The sequence below is a fragment of the Rhodococcus sp. p52 genome, assembly GCF_000763325.2.
Classification (GTDB): Bacteria; Actinomycetota; Actinomycetes; order Mycobacteriales; family Mycobacteriaceae; genus Rhodococcus; species Rhodococcus pyridinivorans.
Genome location: NZ_CP016819.1, coordinates 4,277,253 through 4,297,843, shown reverse-complemented (window position 1 = coordinate 4,297,843; position 20,591 = coordinate 4,277,253). Strand labels below are relative to the sequence as shown.

General features: G+C 70.3%; 18 protein-coding genes. All 18 read left to right on the top strand.

Annotated features, from left to right (window positions below; all coding sequences use genetic code 11):
* The first annotated feature begins 220 nt into the window (after positions 1–220).
* Positions 221–1,261 carry a 16S rRNA (cytosine(1402)-N(4))-methyltransferase RsmH gene (gene rsmH, locus IM25_RS19815; RefSeq protein WP_033097599.1) on the top strand — a complete coding sequence of 347 codons (1,041 nt, stop codon included), beginning with the start codon at positions 221–223 and terminating at the stop codon, positions 1,259–1,261.
* Between the two features lie 3 nt (positions 1,262–1,264).
* Positions 1,265–2,113, top strand: coding sequence for a hypothetical protein (locus IM25_RS19810; protein WP_019289758.1), 849 nt, complete (start codon positions 1,265–1,267; stop codon positions 2,111–2,113).
* 71 nt (positions 2,114–2,184) lie between these two features.
* Positions 2,185–4,017, top strand: a complete 1,833-nt coding sequence (locus IM25_RS19805; RefSeq protein WP_033097600.1) for a peptidoglycan D,D-transpeptidase FtsI family protein — start codon at positions 2,185–2,187, stop codon at positions 4,015–4,017.
* Positions 4,018–4,223: 206 nt separating this feature from the next.
* Entirely contained in the window at positions 4,224–5,849 is a 1,626-nt protein-coding gene (locus IM25_RS19800; RefSeq protein WP_065996285.1) for a UDP-N-acetylmuramoyl-L-alanyl-D-glutamate--2,6-diaminopimelate ligase, read from the top strand.
* Entirely contained in the window at positions 5,846–7,387 is a 1,542-nt protein-coding gene (locus tag IM25_RS19795; protein WP_065996284.1) for a UDP-N-acetylmuramoyl-tripeptide--D-alanyl-D-alanine ligase, read from the top strand. The genes IM25_RS19800 and IM25_RS19795 overlap by 4 nt, the downstream gene beginning before the upstream one ends.
* The gene (gene mraY / locus IM25_RS19790; RefSeq protein ID WP_065996282.1) at positions 7,384–8,463 is read left to right on the top strand and encodes a phospho-N-acetylmuramoyl-pentapeptide-transferase; all 1,080 of its coding nucleotides are present in this window, start codon (positions 7,384–7,386) and stop codon (positions 8,461–8,463) included. The genes IM25_RS19795 and mraY overlap by 4 nt, the downstream gene beginning before the upstream one ends.
* A 2-nt stretch (positions 8,464–8,465) precedes the next feature.
* Positions 8,466–9,956 (top strand): UDP-N-acetylmuramoyl-L-alanine--D-glutamate ligase, encoded by a 1,491-nt coding sequence (gene murD / locus IM25_RS19785; protein ID WP_019289756.1) that lies wholly within the window; start codon positions 8,466–8,468, stop codon positions 9,954–9,956.
* 80 nt (positions 9,957–10,036) lie between these two features.
* The gene (gene ftsW, locus IM25_RS19780; protein ID WP_050993496.1) at positions 10,037–11,524 is read left to right on the top strand and encodes a putative lipid II flippase FtsW; all 1,488 of its coding nucleotides are present in this window, start codon (positions 10,037–10,039) and stop codon (positions 11,522–11,524) included.
* Positions 11,521–12,675, top strand: coding sequence for an undecaprenyldiphospho-muramoylpentapeptide beta-N-acetylglucosaminyltransferase (murG, locus tag IM25_RS19775; protein WP_037216831.1), 1,155 nt, complete (start codon positions 11,521–11,523; stop codon positions 12,673–12,675). Before ftsW ends, murG begins: the two co-directional genes overlap by 4 nt.
* Positions 12,672–14,240: a UDP-N-acetylmuramate--L-alanine ligase gene (gene murC, locus IM25_RS19770; protein ID WP_065996281.1), complete on the top strand. Its 1,569-nt coding sequence runs from the start codon at positions 12,672–12,674 to the stop codon at positions 14,238–14,240. The genes murG and murC overlap by 4 nt, the downstream gene beginning before the upstream one ends.
* Positions 14,237–15,010, top strand: coding sequence for a cell division protein FtsQ/DivIB (locus IM25_RS19765; protein WP_006554137.1), 774 nt, complete (start codon positions 14,237–14,239; stop codon positions 15,008–15,010). Before murC ends, IM25_RS19765 begins: the two co-directional genes overlap by 4 nt.
* A gap of 245 nt (positions 15,011–15,255) precedes the next feature.
* Positions 15,256–16,488, top strand: coding sequence for a cell division protein FtsZ (ftsZ, locus tag IM25_RS19760; RefSeq protein ID WP_033097604.1), 1,233 nt, complete (start codon positions 15,256–15,258; stop codon positions 16,486–16,488).
* Complete coding sequence (gene pgeF, locus IM25_RS19755) at positions 16,485–17,231, top strand: peptidoglycan editing factor PgeF (RefSeq protein WP_033097605.1); 747 nt, start codon at positions 16,485–16,487, stop codon at positions 17,229–17,231. The genes ftsZ and pgeF overlap by 4 nt, the downstream gene beginning before the upstream one ends.
* The gene (locus IM25_RS19750; RefSeq protein ID WP_033097606.1) at positions 17,228–17,962 is read left to right on the top strand and encodes a YggS family pyridoxal phosphate-dependent enzyme; all 735 of its coding nucleotides are present in this window, start codon (positions 17,228–17,230) and stop codon (positions 17,960–17,962) included. Before pgeF ends, IM25_RS19750 begins: the two co-directional genes overlap by 4 nt.
* Before the next feature lie 32 nt (positions 17,963–17,994).
* A complete protein-coding gene (locus tag IM25_RS19745) occupies positions 17,995–18,657 on the top strand; it encodes a cell division protein SepF (RefSeq protein WP_006554133.1) in 663 nt (220 codons plus the stop codon).
* A gap of 156 nt (positions 18,658–18,813) precedes the next feature.
* Positions 18,814–19,104 carry a YggT family protein gene (locus IM25_RS19740; RefSeq protein WP_006554132.1) on the top strand — a complete coding sequence of 97 codons (291 nt, stop codon included), beginning with the start codon at positions 18,814–18,816 and terminating at the stop codon, positions 19,102–19,104.
* Positions 19,105–19,255: 151 nt separating this feature from the next.
* Positions 19,256–20,110 carry a DivIVA-like cell division protein Wag31 gene (gene wag31, locus IM25_RS19735; protein WP_006554131.1) on the top strand — a complete coding sequence of 285 codons (855 nt, stop codon included), beginning with the start codon at positions 19,256–19,258 and terminating at the stop codon, positions 20,108–20,110.
* Between the two features lie 63 nt (positions 20,111–20,173).
* Positions 20,174–20,446: a hypothetical protein gene (locus IM25_RS19730; RefSeq protein WP_006554130.1), complete on the top strand. Its 273-nt coding sequence runs from the start codon at positions 20,174–20,176 to the stop codon at positions 20,444–20,446.
* Positions 20,447–20,591 lie beyond the last annotated feature (145 nt).

The following is a 20,591-nucleotide window of genomic DNA, read 5'->3' as shown; positions in this document are numbered from 1 at the left end:
AGCGCCAGGTACGGACCGGAGGGCCCTGACGCACTTCCCCGGCGTCAGGTCTCTTCGGACTCGGACAGAGACCTCGAGGCATTCGCCGTCTTCCGTATCCACCCCCGTGGCGGCGAGCACGGTATCGAGACGAGCGACAGGCAGGCACGAGGCATACCACCGTCCACCCGACGAGTACCCGACAGACCGTAAGCGGCCCGAGCAGGATTCCGGAGGACACATGGTGGACGGCGAGCACGAATCCGTCGATGGTACGGATGAGGCCACCGGTGCCGATGTGACATCTGCGGCGGAATTCGGCCACGTGCCCGTCATGCTCCAGCGCGCCGTCGACCTTCTCGGTCCGGCCATCGAGAGCGTCGGTCCCGACGGCGAGGGCGCGGTCTACGTCGACGCGACACTCGGTCTCGGGGGGCACTCCGAACACTTCCTGACGATCTACCCGAGGCTGCGGCTCGTCGGCCTCGACCGTGATACCGACGCACTGGCGATCGCCCGCGAGCGACTCGCACGGTTCTCCGACCGCACAGACTTCGTCCACACCCGCTACGACGGGATCGCCGACGCGCTCGAGAGCGTCGGCCTCGACCGGTACGGCTCGGTCCACGCCGCCCTGTTCGATCTCGGCGTGTCCTCGATGCAGCTCGACGAGGCGGAGCGCGGTTTCGCCTATTCCAAGGACGCCCCGCTCGACATGCGGATGGATGCCACCACCGGCATCACCGCGGCCGATGTCCTCAACACCTACAGTCACGGCGACCTCGCTCGCATCCTGAGCACCTACGGCGAGGAGCGCTTCGCCGGCAGGATCGCCTCCGAGATCGTGCGGACCCGGGCCAAGACTCCCTTCCGGACGAGCGGCGAACTCGTCGAACTGCTGTACCGCACGATCCCGGCGGCGACCCGCCGTACCGGTGGTCACCCGGCCAAGCGCACCTTCCAGGCGTTGCGGGTCGAGGTCAACGCGGAGCTCGACTCGTTGCGCACCGCGATCCCCGACGCTCTCGACGCTCTCGCGGTGGGCGGCCGGATCGTCTTCATGTCCTACCAGTCGCTCGAGGACAAGGTCGTCAAGCAGGAACTGACACCGCGTGCGAAGTCCCGCAGTCCCGAAGGGCTTCCGGTCGAACTGCCCGGGACGGGACCGGAACTGCGCATCCTCACCCGCGGTGCGGAGCGGGCAACGGACGACGAGATCGAGGCCAACCCACGTTCGGCGCCCGTCCGCCTGCGTGCTGCAGAACGAATCGCCAGGAGGTAACCGATGACCGTACAGGTGGCACCCCCGCAGCGCCGGAACCCGGGGCGATCGACCGCAGCGCAGCGTGCCTATCAGCGACGGTCGCAGCGCGCAGCGCAGCTCGGGGTCGAACAGGTGCAGACCCGCGGGCGCACGACGGGTGCCGGACGTGTCCGCACCCGGATCCCGTTCGTCGCCACCATCATCGGGCTCCTGGGCGTGGGCATGGCCGTGACGCTGTTGCTGACCACCCGGGCGACCGAAGACTCCTACGAGCTCAGCGCGGCGCGGTCCCTCAACGAGGAGCTCGCCCAGAAGCGGGCGGTGCTCCAGCGCGACGTCGCCACGGCCGAGTCGGCTCCCGCGCTCGCGGTCGCCGCGGCGGAACTGGGGATGATCCCCACCGGGCAGGTCGCGCGGATCGTCGTCGCTCCGGACGGTTCGGTGCAGGTGGTGGGCGATCCGGTTCCGGCCCAGGGTGCCCCGCCGGTCCCGCTGGATCCGCCCGCCCGAGAGGACGCCCGCGTCCAGACCCCGCTGGCCGGCAGCGCCGGGGCGGAGACCCCGCGGCCGCTCGGTGACGTGAGCGAGGAACCCCGGCCGCGCACCGACACCGAGGGCACGCGTCGGGCCGCGCCATCGGCCGACGGCCGCCCGGTGGGCGAGGAACCGGCACCGGCTCCCGTGCCGGTACCCGCGGCGGAAGCTCCCGCGGCCGCCACGCCGGATGTCGAGGGTGCCGCACCTGTACCGCCCGCGGCAGGACAATCGGTACCCGTGAGCGAACTGCCGCAATCCGAAGCGCCCCGTGAAGCGGCGCCCGAAGCACCAGTCCAGGCCGTGCCGACGGAACCCGAGGGCGGGCCTCGGTGAACAACCGCTCCACCCCTCGGCGTGCACCGCAGCGACGTTCCACCCCGGCGACGCGCGGCGGCCGCGCTCGAATGCCCGCGCCGCGCGATCGCAAGCAGCGCGACCGGACGAGTTTCGCGTTCCGCAACAAGTGGGGCCGGATCGGCATGTTCGGCATTCTGGGCGTAGCCGTCGCCCAGTTGTTGTCCGTGCAGCTCGTCCAGGCCCCCACACTGTCCGCCGAAGCCGCCAGCCAGCGCACCACCCGACTCGTCGAACCCGCGACCCGCGGCACCATCGCCGATCGCAACGGGGAACCGCTCGCGTACACCATGGAAGCGAAGGCGCTGACCTTCCAACCCGTGCGGGTGCGCAAGGAACTCGAGGAGGAACGCGCGAAGGACCCGTCCCGGCCCGAGGTCTCCGAATATCTCGAGGGCATCGCGTCGGCGGTCCACGAGGCGCTCGGCGCCGCGGCGCCGGAGAAGGACGTGCTCGAGATGCTCGAGAGCGACGAGACCTTCGTCTACCTCGCCCGCGGCGTCGATCCGGGGGTCGCGGCGGAGATCGTCGACGAGTACGACAAGGTCGGCACCGAGCGTCAGGACATCCGTCTGTATCCGGGCGGATCGCTCGCCGCCAATCTCGTCGGCGCGACCGGCTGGGACGGACACGGCCTGATCGGGCTCGAAGCGTCGATGGACGCCGTGCTGGCGGGTACCGACGGTTCGTCCACCTACGACCGTGGATCCGACGGCGCCGTCATCCCGGGCAGCTGGCGCGACCGTCAGCCCGCCGTCGACGGTTCCTCCGTCGAGCTCACGATCGACAACGACCTGCAGTACCACGTGCAGCAGGAGGTCCAGCGCGCGAAGGACCTGTCCGGGGCGAAGAACGCCTCCGCTGTGGTGCTCGACGCGCACACCGGCGAAGTGCTCGCCATGTCGAACGACAGCACCTTCGACCCGTCGATCGGTGTCGCGAACAACCCGCCCGACGCCGAACAGGGCAACCTCGCGGTCAGTTCGCCGTTCGAACCCGGGTCCGTGAACAAGATCATCACCGCGGCCGCGGCGATCGAGGACGGTCTGACCCGCCCCGACGAGGTCCTGCAGGTCCCCGGCACGATCACCATGGCCGGCGCGACCGTCAAGGACGCCTGGGATCACGGGGTCGTGCCGTATACCACGACGGGTGTGTTCGGGAAGTCGTCGAACGTCGGCACGCTCATGCTCGCCGAGCGGATCGGTGAGGACCGCTTCGCCGAGATGCTGCGACTGTTCGGTCTCGGCCAGCGCACCGATGTCGGCCTGCCCGGCGAATCCGCGGGTCTGCTGCCCAGCCGTGAGCAGTGGTCGGGTGGCACCTTCGCGAACCTGCCCATCGGCCAGGGTCTGTCGATGACCCTGCTGCAGATGACCGCGATCTACCAGACCATCGCGAACGACGGGGAACGTGTCCCGCCGCGGGTCGTGCGCGCGACCATCGCGCCGGACGGCACGCGCACCGAGACGCCCCGTCCCGATCCGGTGCGGGTGGTGAGCCCGCAGACCGCCGCGACGGTGCGCGACATGTTCCGTTCCGTCGTCCAGTCCGATACCGGCAACCAGCAGGGCACCGGTGCGGGCGCCGCCATCGAGGGCTATCAGATCTCGGGCAAGACGGGTACCGCCCAGCAGATCGACCAGAACTGCAAGTGTTACTCGAACTCCGACTACTGGATCACCTTCGCCGGCATCGCTCCGTCCGACGATCCGCGCTATGTCGTGGGCATCATGCTCGACGCCCCGACCCGCAGCTCCGACGGCAGCGGGGGCCAATCGGCCGCGCCGCTGTTCCGCAACATCGCGTCGTGGTTGCTGCAGCGCGACGGCGTGCCGCTGTCGGCCGAACCGGAGAGCAAGTTGATCCTCCAGGTCGACTGACGAGGTGACCGTGGCGCCTCGGTAGGCTGACAGGTCGGTAACGTGACACGACGGTCGTCGCCGAGAGCGGATCGGGAACGAACCCGGAAACATCCGTCGGAGTGCCTGCAGACGAGCTGCAGCGAAGCGAGAGGAAACTGGTGCCTGTGCCATCGAGTCCGGATCCGGCTCCTCCGGAGGAGGGGCGGAGACCCGAGCACCCACCGATGACGCAGATCTCGGTTCTCGCCGACGCCATCGGGGCGCGCGTCGAGATCGTCAATGCAGCCGCCGGAGAGGATGCGGCCCGCGCGGCCGCGATCACCGGCATCGACCTGCGCGCCCAGGGCATCCGCCCCGGCGACGTCTTCGCCGCGCTGCCCGGCGCGCGCGCCCACGGCGCCTCCTACGCGGGCACCGCGCTCGAACGCGGAGCGGTCGCCGTGCTGACCGACGAGGCCGGTCGCGACCTCGTCGCCGAGGCCACCTCCGATTCGGTCGCGGTCCTCGTCCATCCCGAACCGCGTGTCGCGCTGGGGGCGGCGTCGGCCACCGTCTACGGACACCCCTCCCGGAGCATGCAGGTCATCGGCATCACGGGCACGTCCGGTAAGACCACGACGTCCTATCTCGTCGAGGCAGGCCTCGTCGCGGCCGGACGCGTCGTCGGTCTCGTCGGGACCGTGGAGACCCGGATCGAAGGCATTCGCGTGCCGAGCACCCTCACGACACCCGAGGCGCCGCAGCTGCACGCCCTGTTCGCCGTCATGCGCGAACGCGGTGTCGACACGGTCGTGATGGAGGTTTCCAGCCATGCCCTCGCGCTCGGTCGCGTGGACGCCACCGAGTTCGCCGTCGGCGGGGTCACCAACCTGTCCCAGGACCATCTCGACTTCCACAAGGACCTCGACGACTACTTCGGCGCGAAGGCCCGGCTGTTCGCCGAGGACTCGCCGGTCCGGGCCCGCCGCGCGGTGGTGTGCACCGACGACGTGTGGGGACGTCGCATGGCCGAGGTCGCGCGCGCGGGCCGCGACGACGCGACCGCAGTCCGCACGGTCACCACAGGTGGCGACGGTGACGCTGCCGGCGCCGCGGCCGATTGGACGGTCACCGACGAGGTCCCCGAAGAGACGGGAGTGCAGCAGTTCACCCTGACCGGTCCGGACGGGATCGCCCGCCGCGCCACCGTCGGCCTGCCGGGCCGCTACAACGTCACCAACGCCGCTCTCGCTGTAGCGCTTTGCGCCGAGGTGGGCGCCGACATCGACGCCGCGATCCGCGGTATCGCCGATGTCGCGGTGCCCGGCCGGGTCGAACGGGTCGAGCGCGGTCAGGACTTCCTCGCCGTCGTCGACTACGCCCACAAGCCCGCGGCGCTCGAAGCGGTCATCGGAACCCTGCGCGCCGCGACCGAGGGACGCATCGCCGTCGTCGTCGGTGCGGGCGGCGACCGCGACCGGACGAAGCGGCCGATCATGGGCGAGGTCGCGGCGCGGGCCGCCGATCTGGTGGTCGTGACCGACGACAACCCACGAACCGAGAGCCCCGCCGCCATCCGCGCGGCCGTCCTCGACGGTGCACACTCCGTCCCGGCGGCCGAACGCGGCGAGATCCTCGAGATCGGCGATCGCGCCGCGGCGATCGACGCCGCGGTCGCGTGGGCCCGCCCGGGCGACGTCGTCCTCGTCGCCGGCAAGGGCCACGAGACGGGGCAGGAGATCGACGGAGTGAAGCACCCCTTCGACGACCGCGAGGTCCTCGGCGCAGCTCTCGACAAGTACCGGACCGCAGGACCCGACGGTGACCATCCGCCTGCTGCGGGCGGTTCGCATCACGGAGGCAAGGCATGATCCCGATGACACTGGCTCGGATCGCGGAGGGCGTCGGGGGCACCCTGCACGACGTCGACGATCCGTCCGCCGAGGTGACCGGTTCCGTCGAGTTCGACTCGCGACGGATCGGTCCCGGTGGCCTGTTCCTGGCGTTGCCCGGTGCGCGCTCGGACGGCCACGATCACGCCGCGGCCGCCGTCGCCGCCGGTGCGGTGGCGGTCCTGGCCGCACGGCCGGTGGGTGTGCCCGCGATCGTCGTGCCGCCGATTCTGCCGACCGAGACCAACGCCCTCGCGCTCGAACACGACAGCGACGGATCCGGCGCGGCCGTGCTCGCCGGCCTCGCGAAGCTCGCCCGCACCGTGGTGGACACGCTCACCGGCGCCGGCCTCACCGTCGTCGGTGTCACCGGTTCGGCGGGCAAGACGTCCACGAAGGACATGATCGCCGCCGTGCTCGCGCCGCTCGGTGAGGTCGTCGCCCCGCCCGGATCGTTCAACAACGAACTCGGCCACCCGTGGACCGCCCTGCGCGCCACCGCATCCACTCGCTTCCTCGTCCTCGAGAAGTCGGCACGCGGCCCCGGGCACATCGCGGCCCTGGCCCGCATCGCCCCGCCGCGGATCGGCGTCGTGCTCAACGTCGGTACCGCACACCTCGGCGAGTTCGGCTCGCAGGAGGTCATCGCCGAGACGAAGGGCGAACTCGTCGAGGCGCTGCCCAGCGCCGCCGAGGGGGGAGTGGCGATCCTCAACGCCGACGACACCCTCGTGTCGAAGATGGCGACCCGCACCACCGGTCGTGTGGTGACCGTCGGGACCGGGTCCGGTGCCGCCTATCGCGCCGAGGACATCCACCTCGACGACCAGGCGCGTGCCTCCTTCACCGCCGTCGTCCCCGGCGCCGACGGACAGGAGCGGCGCGTGCCCGTGCGGCTCGCCGTGCACGGCGAACACCAGATCGGCAACGCTTTGTCGGCGATCGCCGTCGCCGTGGAGTGCGGTGCGACGGTCGAGCAGGCCGCCGAGGCGCTCGCGACGGCGGGTCCCGTCTCGGCGCACCGCATGGCGGTGCAGACCCGATCCGACGGGGTGACCGTCATCGACGACGCCTACAACGCCAATCCCGATTCCATGCGCGCAGCCGTGAAGGCCCTGGTCACCATGGCGCGGTCCGGTCCGGATCGCCGGCGCACCTTCGCGGTGCTGGGGGAGATGGCCGAGCTCGGGGACGACGCCGTCGTCGCCCACGACGCCATCGGACGCCTCGCCGTGCGCCTCGACGTCACCCGCATCATCGCCGTCGGTGCCACGCGGCCGGTCCGGGGTCTGTTCCAGGGCGCCGTGATGGAAGGATCGTGGGGTGAGGAAGCGAGCCACGTACCCGATGCCGACGCCGCGATCGCGTTGTTGCGCGACGAACTGCAACCGGGCGACATCGTGCTCGTGAAGGCATCGCAGTCCGTGGGACTGTGGACCGTCGCCGAGGCCGTCCTCGCGGACGACCCCGGTGCCGGAGACAACGACGCTGCTGTGGGGACGGAGGACGCCCGGTGAGACAGATCCTGTTCGCGGCGGGCATCGCGCTCGCAGTCTCGATCCTGCTCACCCCCCTCCTGATCAAGATGTTCTCCCGGCAGGGCTTCGGGCAGGAGATCCGGGTCGAGGGCCCGCAGAGCCACCAGTCCAAGCGCGGCACCCCCACCATGGGCGGCGTCGCGATCCTCGCCGGTCTGTGGGCCGGTTACTGGGGGTCGCATCTCATCGGTACGGGATACGACGCGGAAGGTCCCACGGCCTCGGGTCTGCTCGTGCTCGGCCTGACGACGGCGCTCGGCGGCGTCGGCTTCCTCGACGACTTCATCAAGATTCGCAAGCAGCGCAATCTCGGTCTGAACAAGACGGCCAAGCTGGTCGGCCAGCTGGTCGTCGCGGTGGGCTTCGGCATCCTCGCGCTGCAGTTCCGCAATGCGGACGGTCTCACCCCGGCCAGCACCGATCTGTCCTACGTGCGCGATATCGCCACGGTCTCGATGGGCTCGATCGTGTTCATCCTGTTCGTCTATCTGCTGGTCAGCGCATGGTCGAACGCGGTGAACCTCACCGACGGTCTCGACGGTCTCGCTGCGGGTTCGATGGCGCTGGTGCTCGGCGCCTACGTCATCATCACCTTCTGGCAGTACCGCAACGCGTGCGCCGTGGAGCCGACCGCCGGGTGCTACGACGTCCGTGATCCGCTCGATCTCGCGTTGCTGTGCGCCGCCGGCGCCGCCGCCTGCATCGGCTTCCTGTGGTGGAACGCCGCACCGGCCAAGATCTTCATGGGCGACACGGGCTCGCTCGCCCTCGGCGGCATGCTGGCCGGTCTGTCCATCACGACCCGCACCGAGCTGCTCATGGTGGTCATCGGCGCGCTGTTCGTCGCGGAGGCCGCCTCGGTGGTCATCCAGGTCGCGGTCTTCCGGTCCAGCCGCAGGCGGGGGTTCCGGATGGCACCTTTCCACCATCACTTCGAACTCGGCGGATGGGCCGAGACCACGGTGATCATCCGGTTCTGGTTGCTCGCCGCCATCGCCTCGGCGATCGGTCTGGCCCTCTTCTACAGCGAATACCTCGCGGCGATCGGGGACTGACCGTGAACGACGAACTCGAACGGCTCAGAGGACGGGCGGTGCTCGTCGCCGGGGCAGGGGTGTCCGGCCGCGCGACGATCGAACCCCTTACCGATCTCGGCGCCCACGTCACCGTCACCGACCGCAACGAGCGGGCACTGGCCGAGTGCGCGGCGCTCGGCGCCCGGACGGTCGACCTCGACAGTCTCGTCGACGACCCCGCTGCGCTGCGCGAGTTCGCCCTGGTGGTCACGAGTCCCGGATTCCCGCCCGACGCCCCGCTGCTCTCGCGCGCGGCCGGCGCGGCGATCCCCATCTGGGGCGACATCGAACTGTCCTGGCGCATCGACCGCGCCGAGGTCTACGGACCGGCCCGTCGGTGGCTGGCCGTCACCGGGACGAACGGCAAGACCACTACGACCATGATGCTGCACGCGATCCTCGAGGCCTCCGGCCTCGGCAGCGTCGCGTGCGGCAACATCGGTCTTCCCGTGCTCGACGCCCTGCGCCGCGACGAACCGCGGGCCGACGTACTCGCCGTCGAGTTGTCGTCCTTCCAGCTGCACTGGGCGCCCTCGGTTCGGCCCGAGGCCGGCGTCGTGCTCAACATCGCCGAGGACCATCTCGACTGGCACGGCGGCATCGAGAACTACATCGAGGCCAAACTCGGTGCGCTCACCGGCGCCGTCGGGGTCATCGGTCTCGACGACCCGATCGCCGGTGGTCTCGGCGACCGGTCCCGTGCCGTGGTCACCGTGGGCTTCACCCTGGGCTATCCCCAGGAAGGCGAACTCGGGATCAGCGGCGAACTGCTCGTCGACCGGGCGTTCGCCGATTCCGCCGTGCTCGCCCGGGTGGACGACGTGACGCCGCCCGGCCCCGCCGGACTGTCCGACGCACTCGCGGCCGCAGCCCTCGCCCGGGCCATCGACGTGCCCGCCTCGGCGGTGCACGACGGCCTGCGACGGCACCGCGTCGGTCCGCACCGCGCCGCGCCGGTCGGGCAGGTCGACGGCGTCGAGTACATCGACGATTCGAAGGCGACCAATCCGCACGCGGCCCGTAGTTCGCTGCTCGCCCGCGACCGCGTGGTGTGGATCGCCGGTGGTCTGCTCAAGGGCGCCCGCGTGGACGACCTGGTCGCCGAGGTTGCGCCGCGACTGTCCGGAGCCGTGCTGCTCGGCCGCGACGCCGGCGACATCGCCGACGCGCTGGCGCGACACGCCCCGCAGGTCCCGGTCGTCGTCGTGGACACGGGCGACGATGAAGCGATGACCGATGCGACGAGCGAGACCGACACGTCTTCGGTGAGGAGGGCCGTGGCACGGGGCGCCGACGGTCCTGCCGCGATGCGCGTGGTGGTCCGGGAGGCGGCCGCACTCGCCTCGCCGGGGGAGACGGTGCTGCTCGCCCCGGCCGCGGCATCGCTCGACATGTTCGCCGATTACGCGGAGCGCGGCCGGAGTTTCGCGTCCGCGGTCGAGGAACTCCGCGGGGGCGGGACGCAACCGTGACCCCTCGGGCAGGAGCGACCCGAGCAGGGGCGAACACCGACGAGCCGGTGGTCGGAGTACGCGGCCGGTTCGGGGCCTGGATGGCGCGACCGCTCGCGTCCTTCCATCTCGTGGTGACGATCGCCGTCCTGCTCACCGTGCTCGGCCTCGTCATGGTGCTGTCGTCGTCGAGCGTCGGCGCGGTGGCCGCGGCGGGATCGGCCTACGGATTGTTCACCTCCCAGGCGATCTTCGCCGTCCTGGGCATGGTGATCTTCTACATCGCGCTGCAGATCCCGGTCCGGGTGATGCGACGCTTCGCCTTCCCGGCGTTCGCGTTCTCGGTCGTGCTGCTCGTGCTCGTGCTCATACCGGGCATCGGTACGGTCTCGCAGGGCACCCGGGGGTGGTTCGTCATCGCCGGTATCTCGTTGCAGCCGGCGGAGATCGCCAAGATCACCCTTGCCGTGTGGGGTGCGCACCTGCTCGCCTCCCGGCGTGGGGAGAACTCGACGCTGCGCGAGATGCTCGTCCCGCTCGTCCCGGCCGCCCTGCTCGTGACCGGCCTGATCGTGCTCCAGCCCGACCTCGGCACCACCGTCTCGATCGTGATCATCGTGATCGCCCTGTTGTGGTTCGCGGGACTGCCGCTCAAGGTGTTCCTCGGGATCGTCGGCACGGCCGCCACACTCGCGGTGATCCTGGCCTTGACGGCCGGCTATCGCTCGCAGCGTGTGCGGGCCTTCTTCAACCCCGGCGACGACCCGCAGGGTGCCGGTTACCAGGCGCGACAGGCGAAGTTCTCCCTCGCGGACGGCGGCCTGTGGGGTCGCGGGCTCGGTCAGAGCCGCGCGAAGTGGAGTTATCTGCCCAACGCCCACAACGACTTCATCTTCGCGATCATCGGTGAGGAACTGGGCTTCCTCGGTGGAGTGGCCGTCATCGGCCTGTTCGGTCTGTTCGCCTATGTCGGACTGCGGATCGCGATGCGCTCGGCCGACCCCTTCCTGCGCCTGTTCACTGCGACGGCGACGACGTGGATCATCGGCCAGGCCTTCATCAACATCGGCTACGTCGTGGGACTGCTGCCCGTGACCGGCCTGCAGTTGCCGCTCGTGTCGGCCGGTGGTACCTCGACGGCCACCACCCTGCTGATGTTCGGCCTGATCGCCAACGCAGCCAGACACGAACCCGAGGCCATCGCCGCGCTGCACGCGGGTCAGGACGGCCGGTTCGCGCGGCTGCTGCGCCTGCGCAAGCCGGAGGCCTACCGGGCCGGTCGCTCCTCGGCGGCGCGTACGGTCGCAGCACGACAGCCGCGAGCGCGGGCCGCGGCGCCCGAGCGCAGTGCCCGCCCCGCGTCGAAAGGTGGGGGATCGCGCAAGCGGCAGTCCCCCGCACCGAACGAGCGGCAACGGGGAGCCGCGACGGACCGCCGGACATCGGCAGGCCGGACTGAACCCCGGGAGGGGACCGGCCGGGCCCGGCGTGCACAACCTGCACGCGAACCGGCTCGCGGCCGGCAGCAGACGAACCGCACGACACGCGGATCGAACGGACGAAGCGGAGAGAGAGGGAACCGTAGGTGAGTGGGGAGAGGCCGGCACTGTCGGTGGTGGTGGCCGGAGGCGGCACGGCCGGTCATATCGAACCGGCACTCGCGGTGGCCGACGCCGTTCGCGCACTCGTGCCTGACGCGCGGATCACCGCGATCGGCACCGAACGGGGACTCGAGACGACGCTGGTGCCGCGCCGCGGATATCCCCTCGAACTCATCCCGCCGGTGCCGCTGCCCCGCAAGCCGACGGTGGACCTGCTGAGACTTCCCGGCCGGGTGGTCTCGTCGGTGCGCCGTACCAGGCAGATCCTCGACGAGGTCGGCGCCGACGTCGTCGTCGGTTTCGGCGGGGACGTCGCGTTGCCCGCCTATCTCGCGGCCGGAGCCGGTCCGCTGCGTCGACGCCGGCGCATCCCGGTCGTCGTCCACGAGGCCAATGCCAGTGCGGGCATCGCCAATCGCATCGGTGCCCTGCGGGCCGAGCGCGTGCTCGCCGCCGTCCCGCGCTCGGGAATCGTCCGGCGCGGTGACGCGCAGATCGTGGGGATCCCGGTCCGCTCGTCGATCACCGGTCTCGACCGCGCCGGGCTGCGCGCGGAGGCACGCCGGCACTTCGGTCTGCCCGACGACGTACCCGTGCTGCTCGTCTTCGGTGGGTCGCAGGGTGCACGCTCGCTGAACGAGGCCGTGTCCGGCGCGTCCTCGGCACTCGCGGAGGCCGGCATCGCGGTGCTGCACGCGCACGGACCGAAGAACACCGTGGACATCCCCGCCCATGTCGGTCACGCCCGCGCCCCGTACGTCACCGTGCCCTATCTCGAACGGATGGACCTCGCGTACTCCGCCGCCGATGCGGTGGTCTGCCGGTCCGGGGCCATGACGGTCGCGGAGGTCTCGGCGGTGGGTCTGCCCGCCGTGTACGTGCCGCTCCCGCACGGGAATGGTGAACAGGAGCTCAACGCCCGCCCCGTCGTCGAGGCCGGCGGTGGCAGGATCGTCGCCGACGGCGACCTGACTTCGGACTATGTCGCCACGGAAGTGGTGTCGCTGCTCGGCGACGAGCGGAGACTCGTGGAGATGGGGCGCAGCGCCGCGGCCGCTGGTCACCGCAGCGCCGCAGACGAGATGGCGCGCATAGTGCTCGAGGTTGCCGGAGTGGAACCGAACAGGAGTGAACGATGAGTGCGCAGTTCCCCGCCGAACTCGAGCGGGTGCACATGGTCGGTATCGGCGGTGCCGGGATGTCGGGCATCGCCCGGATCCTGCTCGCCCGTGGGGGACAGGTATCGGGTTCCGACGCGAAGGAGAGCCGCGGTGTGCTCGCGCTGCGGGCCCGCGGCGCGCAGGTCCGCATCGGCCACGCCGCCGAGGCTCTCGACCTGCTGGAGGGTGGTCCTACCGCCCTGGTCACAACGTTCGCGGCTATCCCGAAGGACAATCCCGAACTGGTCGCCGCCCGCGAGCGGGGCATCCCGATCCTGTTGCGACCCGCGGTCCTCGCCTCGCTGATGCGAGGGAACCGCACCTTCCTGGTCTCCGGCACCCACGGCAAGACCTCCACGACGTCGATGCTCGTCGTCGCGCTGCAGCACTGCGGCCTCGATCCGTCCTTCGCGGTGGGCGGTGAACTCAACGAATCCGGGACCAACGCCCACCACGGCAGCGGGGACGTCTTCGTCGCCGAAGCCGACGAGAGCGACGGCTCGCTGCTGCAGTACGACCCGAACACCGTGATCGTCACGAACATCGAGGCCGATCACCTCGACTACTTCGGCACGCCGGAGGCGTACACGGCGGTCTTCGACGAGTTCGTCGCCCGCATCGCCCCCGGCGGCCTGCTCGTCGTCTGCCTCGACGACCCCGGCTCGGCGGCCCTCGCCGAGCGCGTCGTCGCCCTCGGCCGCGACGACCTGCGGGTGCAGGGTTACGGCACCGCCGACGTCATCGGCACCGTGGGCGACCACCGCGGCGTTCCCGTCGGGGTGCGGCTGCTCGGCTGGGAGGCCAAGGATGTCGGCGGCGTCGCCGAGTTCCACCTCGCGGGTGAGGATTCGCCGCGCACCGTGCGACTGTCCGTCCCCGGCCGGCACATGGCGCTCAATGCTCTCGCCGCGCTGCTCGCCGCGCTCGAAGCCGGAGCGCAGGTCGACGAGGCGATGGAAGGCCTCGCCGGTTTCGGTGGTGTGCACCGGCGGTTCCAGTACACCGGCCGCGAACACGGTGTGCGGGTGTTCGACGACTACGCCCACCATCCCACCGAGGTCCGCGCGGTCCTTGCGGCCGCGGCCGAACTCGTGGCGGGAGAGCCGCTGCGCTACACCGAGACGGGCACCGAACGGCCCCGCGTGATCGTCGTCTTCCAGCCGCATCTCTACTCGCGCACCGAGGCGTTCGCCACCGAGTTCGGGCAGGCTCTCGACCTCGCCGACGAGGTCGTGGTGCTCGACGTCTACGGCGCCCGGGAGGAACCGATCCCGGGTGTGAGCGGTGCGCTGGTCGCGCGGGCGGTGAGCAAGCCTGTGCACTACCAGCCGAATCTGTCCGCGGTGCCGCGGCAGGTCGCGCGTCTGACCCGGCCGGGTGATGTCGTGATCACGATGGGTGCCGGTGACGTCACGATGCTGGGCCGGCAGATCCTCGACGCGCTCCACAGCAAACCGGGTCGCTTCCGTCCGGCCGGGGCGGCTCCCGAGCCCGGCGGATTCCGCGCACCCGGCGGTTCCGGACCGGGACCGATCAGCTCGTGACGCCCGCCGCCGTCTCGTCGCGCCGCCGTCGCGGACGACCGTCACGCGAACCGCGTGAGCCCGATGAAGCCCGCGAACGCAGCACTGCCCGCCGCCCGTCCGGGCGGTCGGTGCGCCTGCGGACGGTACTGCTAGGGGCGGCTGTCGTCGCGGTGTTCCTCGGCGCCATCGCGGTGGCGTGGCTGTCGCCGTTGCTGTCCGTGCGGGTGATCGAGGTGGACGGGATCGAGGTCGTCACCTACGACGAGGTGGTCGACGCGCTCGCGGTCGCCGAGGGCACGCCGCTGCTCCGGGTCGACACGGCCGCGGCGGCCCAGCGGGTCGCGACGATTCCGCGTGCGGCGTCGGCCCGGGTCCAGCGGGTCTATCCCTCCACCGTCCGGGTGACAGTGACCGAGCGCGAGGCGATGGTCTTCTTCGACGCCCCCGACGGCACCCACTCTGTCGACATCGAGGGAGTGGACTTCGCGGTCGAGCCGCCTCCGATGTTCACTCCCCGTCTCGTCACTCCGACGCCGGGCACCGGCGATCCCGCGACCCGCGCCGCCGTGGAGGTGCTCGACAAGTTACCGCCCGACCTGCGCGTGCAGGTGGAGACGGTCGAAGCGCCCTCCCCGTCCGACATCTCGATCGTCCTCACCGACGGGCGTGTCGTGGTGTGGGGTGGAACCGATCGTTCCGAGCGGAAGGCGGCGGTCGTCGGCCCGCTGCTGACACAGCCGGGGGAGCGATTCGACGTGGCGAGTCCCGACCTGCCGACGGTGAGGTGAGGGATCGACGAAATTCGTCCGGCGTGTCCGGCGCGTCTACTGGCTAATCTCGGTACCCGTGCCATAGCGTTTCGGACAGTCGCGTTACTTGACATAACCTTCAAGCTGTGGTTGAGGGTTTGTCGGGGCAGCGCGCTGCGGAGCCGTCCGCCCGACCGGCGGACGTGACCGACATCGAGTCAGACCCAGACCCAGCACCACCCGGACACCATGCACCACCCGGAACTTCAGGAAGGCGAGAGCACATGACGCCCCCGCACAACTACCTCGCCGTAATCAAGGTCGTCGGTATCGGCGGTGGCGGCGTGAACGCGGTCAACCGCATGATCGAGCAGGGACTCAAGGGAGTCGAGTTCATTGCCGTCAACACCGACGCGCAAGCCCTGCTCATGTCGGATGCCGACGTCAAGCTCGACGTCGGCCGCGAACTGACCCGCGGACTCGGCGCCGGCGCAGACCCGGAGGTCGGCCGCAAGGCCGCCGAGGATCACAAGGACGAGATCGAAGAAGTACTCAAGGGCGCCGACATGGTCTTCGTGACCGCAGGCGAGGGTGGTGGAACCGGTACCGGCGGCGCTCCCGTCGTCGCGAGCATCGCCCGCAAGCTCGGCGCGCTCACCGTCGGTGTCGTCACGCGTCCGTTCTCGTTCGAGGGCAAGCGCCGCGGCAGTCAGGCCGACACCGGCATCCAGACGCTGCGCGAGTCCTGCGACACGCTCATCGTCATCCCCAACGACCGGCTCCTCCAGCTCGGCGACGCCGCCGTCAGTCTCATGGACGCCTTCCGCTCCGCCGACGAGGTGCTCCTCAATGGTGTCCAGGGCATCACCGACCTCATCACCACACCGGGTCTGATCAACGTCGACTTCGCCGACGTGAAGGGCGTCATGTCGGGTGCCGGCTCCGCGTTGATGGGCATCGGCTCGTCGCGCGGCGAGGGGCGTGCGATCAAGGCCGCGGAGGCCGCTATCAACTCGCCGCTGCTCGAGGCGTCGATGGAAGGCGCGCGCGGCGTGCTGCTGTCGATCGCCGGCGGATCCGATCTCGGCCTGTTCGAGATCAACGAGGCTGCCTCGCTCGTGCAGGAGGCCGCGCACATCGACGCCAACATCATCTTCGGCACGGTCATCGACGACTCGCTCGGCGACGAGGTCCGCGTGACCGTCATCGCCGCGGGCTTCGAGGGCGGAACGCCTGCCCGCCGTCCCGTCGAGGTCGGCCAGCAGCAGCAGGGGCAGGCGCAACAGCAGCCTCCGCAGCAGCAGCAGCAGCCGGCCGGTCGGCCCGGTGCAATCGGCGTCGCGCGCGCCGGCGAACTCGGCCGTCCCGAGCGCGAGACCGTCGAAACCACCCCCGTGCGCGAGCAGCCCCCCGTCGGCAGCCAGCCGCCGGCCGGAGGCGGCAACGCACCCCGCAGCGTGGACATCGACGACGACGGTGACGACGACGTCGACGTGCCGATCTTCATGCGCCGTTGACGGCTCCGCACCGCCTGCTGCGCGCCCGCCGGGTCGTGACCACACGAGCCGGCGGGGTGTCCGCAGCTCCGTACGACAGTTTCAACCTCGCCGATCACGTCGGTGACGACCCGGCCGCAGTCGCTGCCAACCGGCGGCGGCTCGCGTCCGTCATCGGGTTGCCGCCCGAGCGGTTCGTCTGGATGGAACAGATCCACAGCCGCAACGTCACCGTGGTCGACGCGCCGGTGTCCGAACCCGTTCCCGCCACCGATGCGCTCGTCACCCGCGAGACCGGGCTCGCGCTCGTGACCCTCAGCGCCGACTGCGTGTCGATCCTGCTGTCCGACGAGGTGGCCGGGGTGGTCGCCGCGGTGCACGCCGGCCGGGTGGGGGCGCGCATCGGGATCCTCCCGCGCGTGCTCGACGTCATGGTCGATCTCGGCGCCCGCCCCGATCGCATCGGTGCGCTGCTCGGACCGGCCGCGAGTGGCCGGCAGTACGAGGTGCCCGCGGCGATGAGGGCCGATGTCGAGGCACACCTGCCCGGCAGCGCGACCCGCACGAACCGCGGTACTCCCGGACTCGACCTGCGTGCCGGACTGCGCCGCCAGCTCGCCGATCACGGCGTGACCGCCGTGGTGGAGGATCCGCGCTGCACGATCGAGGACACCTCGCTGTTCAGCCACCGGCGTTCGGCACCCACGGGGCGGTTCGCCTCGGTCGTCTGGCTCGAGGAGGCCGGCGAGGAGGGAACGGCGTGAGCCCCCCCACCTCCGAGGAGCGGCGCGACGAACTCGCCGGACGTCTCGCCGCCGTACGCGAGCGGCTCGACGCCGCGGCGCGCGCCGCCGGACGCGATCCGTCGGACGTCGCGTTGCTGACTGTCACCAAGTTCTTTCCCGCCTCCGACGCCGTGCTCCTCCACGAGCTGGGATGCGAACGCTTCGGCGAGTCCCGCGAGCAGGAGGCGAGCGCGAAGATCGCCGTGTTCCGGGAGAGCGTCGACGCGCCGGTCGAGTGGCACATGATCGGTCGGGTGCAGCGCAACAAGGCCCGTGCCGTCGCCCGTTGGGCGCACACGGTGCACTCGGTCGACAGTCTCCGTCTCGTGCAGGCCTTCGAGAAGGGGGCGCGGGCCGCCCTCGACACCGGCGAACGCACCGTACCGCTGCGGGCACTGCTGCAGGTCAGCCTCGACGGCGACCGGGAGCGCGGCGGCGTGGTCGCCGAGGATCTTCCCGCCCTCGCCGAGGCGGTCGCCGCGTCCGAGGTCCTCGAACTCGGAGGCTTGATGGGAGTGCCGCCGCTCGGGTGGGAGCCCGAGCGGGCATTCGAGCAGCTTCACGCCATGCATGCACGGTTGCTGCAGGACCACCCGGCGGCGGTGGAGCTGTCCGCGGGCATGTCGGGTGACCTCGAGCACGCGGTTCGATGGGGTTCGACGTGCGTGCGTGTCGGAACGGCGGTCTTGGGGTATCGACCGTTAGCCTGAATGACATCCGCCGCGCGAGGGAAAGGCGATCGATGAGCACACTCCACAAGTTCAAGGCGTACTTCGGGATGGTGCCGCTCGAGGATTACGAGGACGAGTACCTCGACGATCCGGCGAGTGGCCGCCGCGACCGTGATCGCGACTACGGCGAGGCCACTTATGGCGGGTACGCGCCGTCGCATCGCGACGAGTACGCCCCGTCGCACCGCGAGGAACCGGTTCGCGAGTTCGAGCACGACGAGTTCGACCGGTACGAGCCGGCACCGCGTCCGCGGGTCGAACCCATCACCGCTCGCAGTCCCCGTCCGGCGCCCACCCCGGCCCGCGCGGTTCCCAGCCGTGCACCACTGACGGCGGAGAGCCGGCTCGAGCGCGCCGAGCCCCGGCGTGGTGCGCTCTTCGACGAGGGAGGTCCGTTGTCCAAGATCACCACGTTGCGCCCCCGCGACTACAGCGAGGCGCGCACGATCGGTGAGCGTTTCCGCGACGGAACGCCGGTCATCATGGACCTCGTCGAGATGAGCAACGCCGACGCCAAGCGACTCGTCGACTTCGCGGCCGGGCTCGCCTTCGCGCTGCGCGGTTCGTTCGACAAGGTGGCCACGAAGGTCTTCCTGCTCTCGCCCGCCGACATCGACGTCTCCGCCGAGGAACGGCGGCGTATCGCCGAGACCGGCTTCTACAACCAGCAGTAGTCGACGCGCGCTGCGCGGGCGTGCACCCGGCACGTCCGTCGCGGCATGCCCGTCGCCGTCCCTCGAGCGTTCCGACACGCCCGGCCATGATGCAGATCACTGCAGGCCGGGCGTTTCGGTTTTGATCGACCCGTCATCGTCGGGCATTGTGGGCAGGTGGCCGTTTTCGAGGTGCTGTGGTTCCTGCTGTTCATCTTCTGGCTTCTGCTGATCGGACGGATCATCGTCGAGTTCATCAGAACCTTCGCGCGGGAGTGGAAGCCGTCCGGCTTCGTGGTCGTCGTTCTCGAGGCGATCTTCACGGTCACGGATCCGCCGGTGAAGCTGCTGCGGAGACTGATTCCGCCGCTCAATCTCGGTGGTGTACGGCTCGATCTGTCCATCATGGTCTTGCTGTTCATCGTGTATTTCCTCATGGCATTCCTGCCCAGGGGCGGCGCAGCATGATGCCTGCGTCGGACGTCGGGTCGAGCCGTCCCGGAGCTGCCGTGTGCCACAATGGAGTGCCATATACAGTGGGTTTTGATACGCGTAACGCACTGTCGATTACTCAGAACGCCTGCTTGACCGCTTACTCGACGCGTGAAGGGATCCTTCCATGCCGCTGACACCAGCTGATGTGCACAATGTCGCGTTCAGCAAGCCTCCGATCGGGAAGCGTGGTTACAACGAGGACGAGGTCGACGCCTTCCTCGATCTCGTCGAGCAGGAGTTGACGAACCTCATCGAGGAGAACGCCGACCTGCGTCAGCGGGTCGCCGAACTCGACCAGGAGCTTGCCGAAGCCAAGAAGGCGCCGCGCAGCGCGTCGTCGTCCGCGCCGGCGGCCCCGTCCAAACCCGAACCCGCGCGTGTCGTCGAGACACCCAAGCCGGAACCCGCCCCGGCGCCGGCTCCGGCACCCGTCCCGGTCGCCGCTGCGCCGTCGAGCGGCGACGCGAGCATGCAGGCCGCCAAGGTCCTCGGGCTCGCGCAGGAGATGGCCGACCGCCTCACAGGCGACGCCAAGGCCGAGGCCGAGGAGCTCGTGCGCAACGCTCGGACCAACTCCGAGCAGCTCGTCTCCGACGCCCGCACCCGCAGCGAGGCGATGATCGCCGACGCGCGGCAGAAGTCCGACGCGATGCTCGCCGATGCCCGCACCCGTTCGGAGACCCAGCTGCGTCAGGCCAAGGAGAAGGCCGACGCGCTGCAGGCGGACGCGGAGAAGAAGCACACCGAGATCATGGCCACGATCAACCAGCAGCGTTCGGTGCTGGAGGAGCGCATCGAGCGGCTCAAGACGTTCGAGCGTGAATACCGGGTGCGCCTGAAGTCCTATCTGGAGTCGCAGCTCGAAGAGCTCGAGCAGCGCGGTTCCGCCGTTCCGGTGGACGGTGGACAGGAAGTGTTCAACCAGTCCAACTCGTCGTCGTCGTTCGGATCGTCGTCCTTCGCGAAGGGCAACAGCTGACCGACGGTCTCTCCGGCTGGTGCTGTACGGCCTGGTGCTGTACCTCGGTAGAGGAGGAGCGTCGTGCTCGTCGTCACGCTGGTACTCGCAGCTGTCGGATTCGGTCTTCTCGTGATCGCGTTGATGACCGGTTCGGTGCTCTGGGCATGGGGTTGTATCGCGGTGTGCGTCGTGGGAGCGGTGCTCCTGCTGGCGAGCACGCTCGGCGGACGGAGTTCGGCCGAAGGTGAGTGGGCCGATCCCCGTTCCGTCGGGCAGGCCGGAGCCTCGGGCGGACGTCCCGGTCGGCGTGCATCGCGCCGGCGTCGCGGCGACCGGAATTCTTCGGATCGCTGAAGCGTCCTACAATATGCATCACCGAGCGTGAAGCTCGATCCCGCGATCGCGGGCGGCGTCGATCCGGCCATCACCGGGGAGCCTCCGGAAGAACGGCGACCTTGCCGGTCGCCCAGTAGAACCGGACGGGTGGGCCCGTCACAGC

Excerpts from the sequence above, each read along its gene's own strand:
- ftsW (WP_050993496.1), top strand. The coding sequence starts at position 10,037 with ATGGCGCGACCGCTCGCGTCCTTCCATCTCGTGGTGACGATCGCCGTC.
- IM25_RS19745 (WP_006554133.1), top strand. The coding sequence starts at position 17,995 with ATGAGCACACTCCACAAGTTCAAGGCGTACTTCGGGATGGTGCCGCTC.
- IM25_RS19795 (WP_065996284.1), top strand. The coding sequence starts at position 5,846 with ATGATCCCGATGACACTGGCTCGGATCGCGGAGGGCGTCGGGGGCACC.
- IM25_RS19805 (WP_033097600.1), top strand. The coding sequence starts at position 2,185 with ATGCCCGCGCCGCGCGATCGCAAGCAGCGCGACCGGACGAGTTTCGCG.
- wag31 (WP_006554131.1), top strand. The coding sequence starts at position 19,256 with ATGCCGCTGACACCAGCTGATGTGCACAATGTCGCGTTCAGCAAGCCT.
- ftsZ (WP_033097604.1), top strand. The coding sequence starts at position 15,256 with ATGACGCCCCCGCACAACTACCTCGCCGTAATCAAGGTCGTCGGTATC.
- IM25_RS19810 (WP_019289758.1), top strand. The coding sequence starts at position 1,265 with ATGACCGTACAGGTGGCACCCCCGCAGCGCCGGAACCCGGGGCGATCG.
- rsmH (WP_033097599.1), top strand. The coding sequence starts at position 221 with ATGGTGGACGGCGAGCACGAATCCGTCGATGGTACGGATGAGGCCACC.
- murC (WP_065996281.1), top strand. The coding sequence starts at position 12,672 with ATGAGTGCGCAGTTCCCCGCCGAACTCGAGCGGGTGCACATGGTCGGT.
- IM25_RS19800 (WP_065996285.1), top strand. The coding sequence starts at position 4,224 with ATGACGCAGATCTCGGTTCTCGCCGACGCCATCGGGGCGCGCGTCGAG.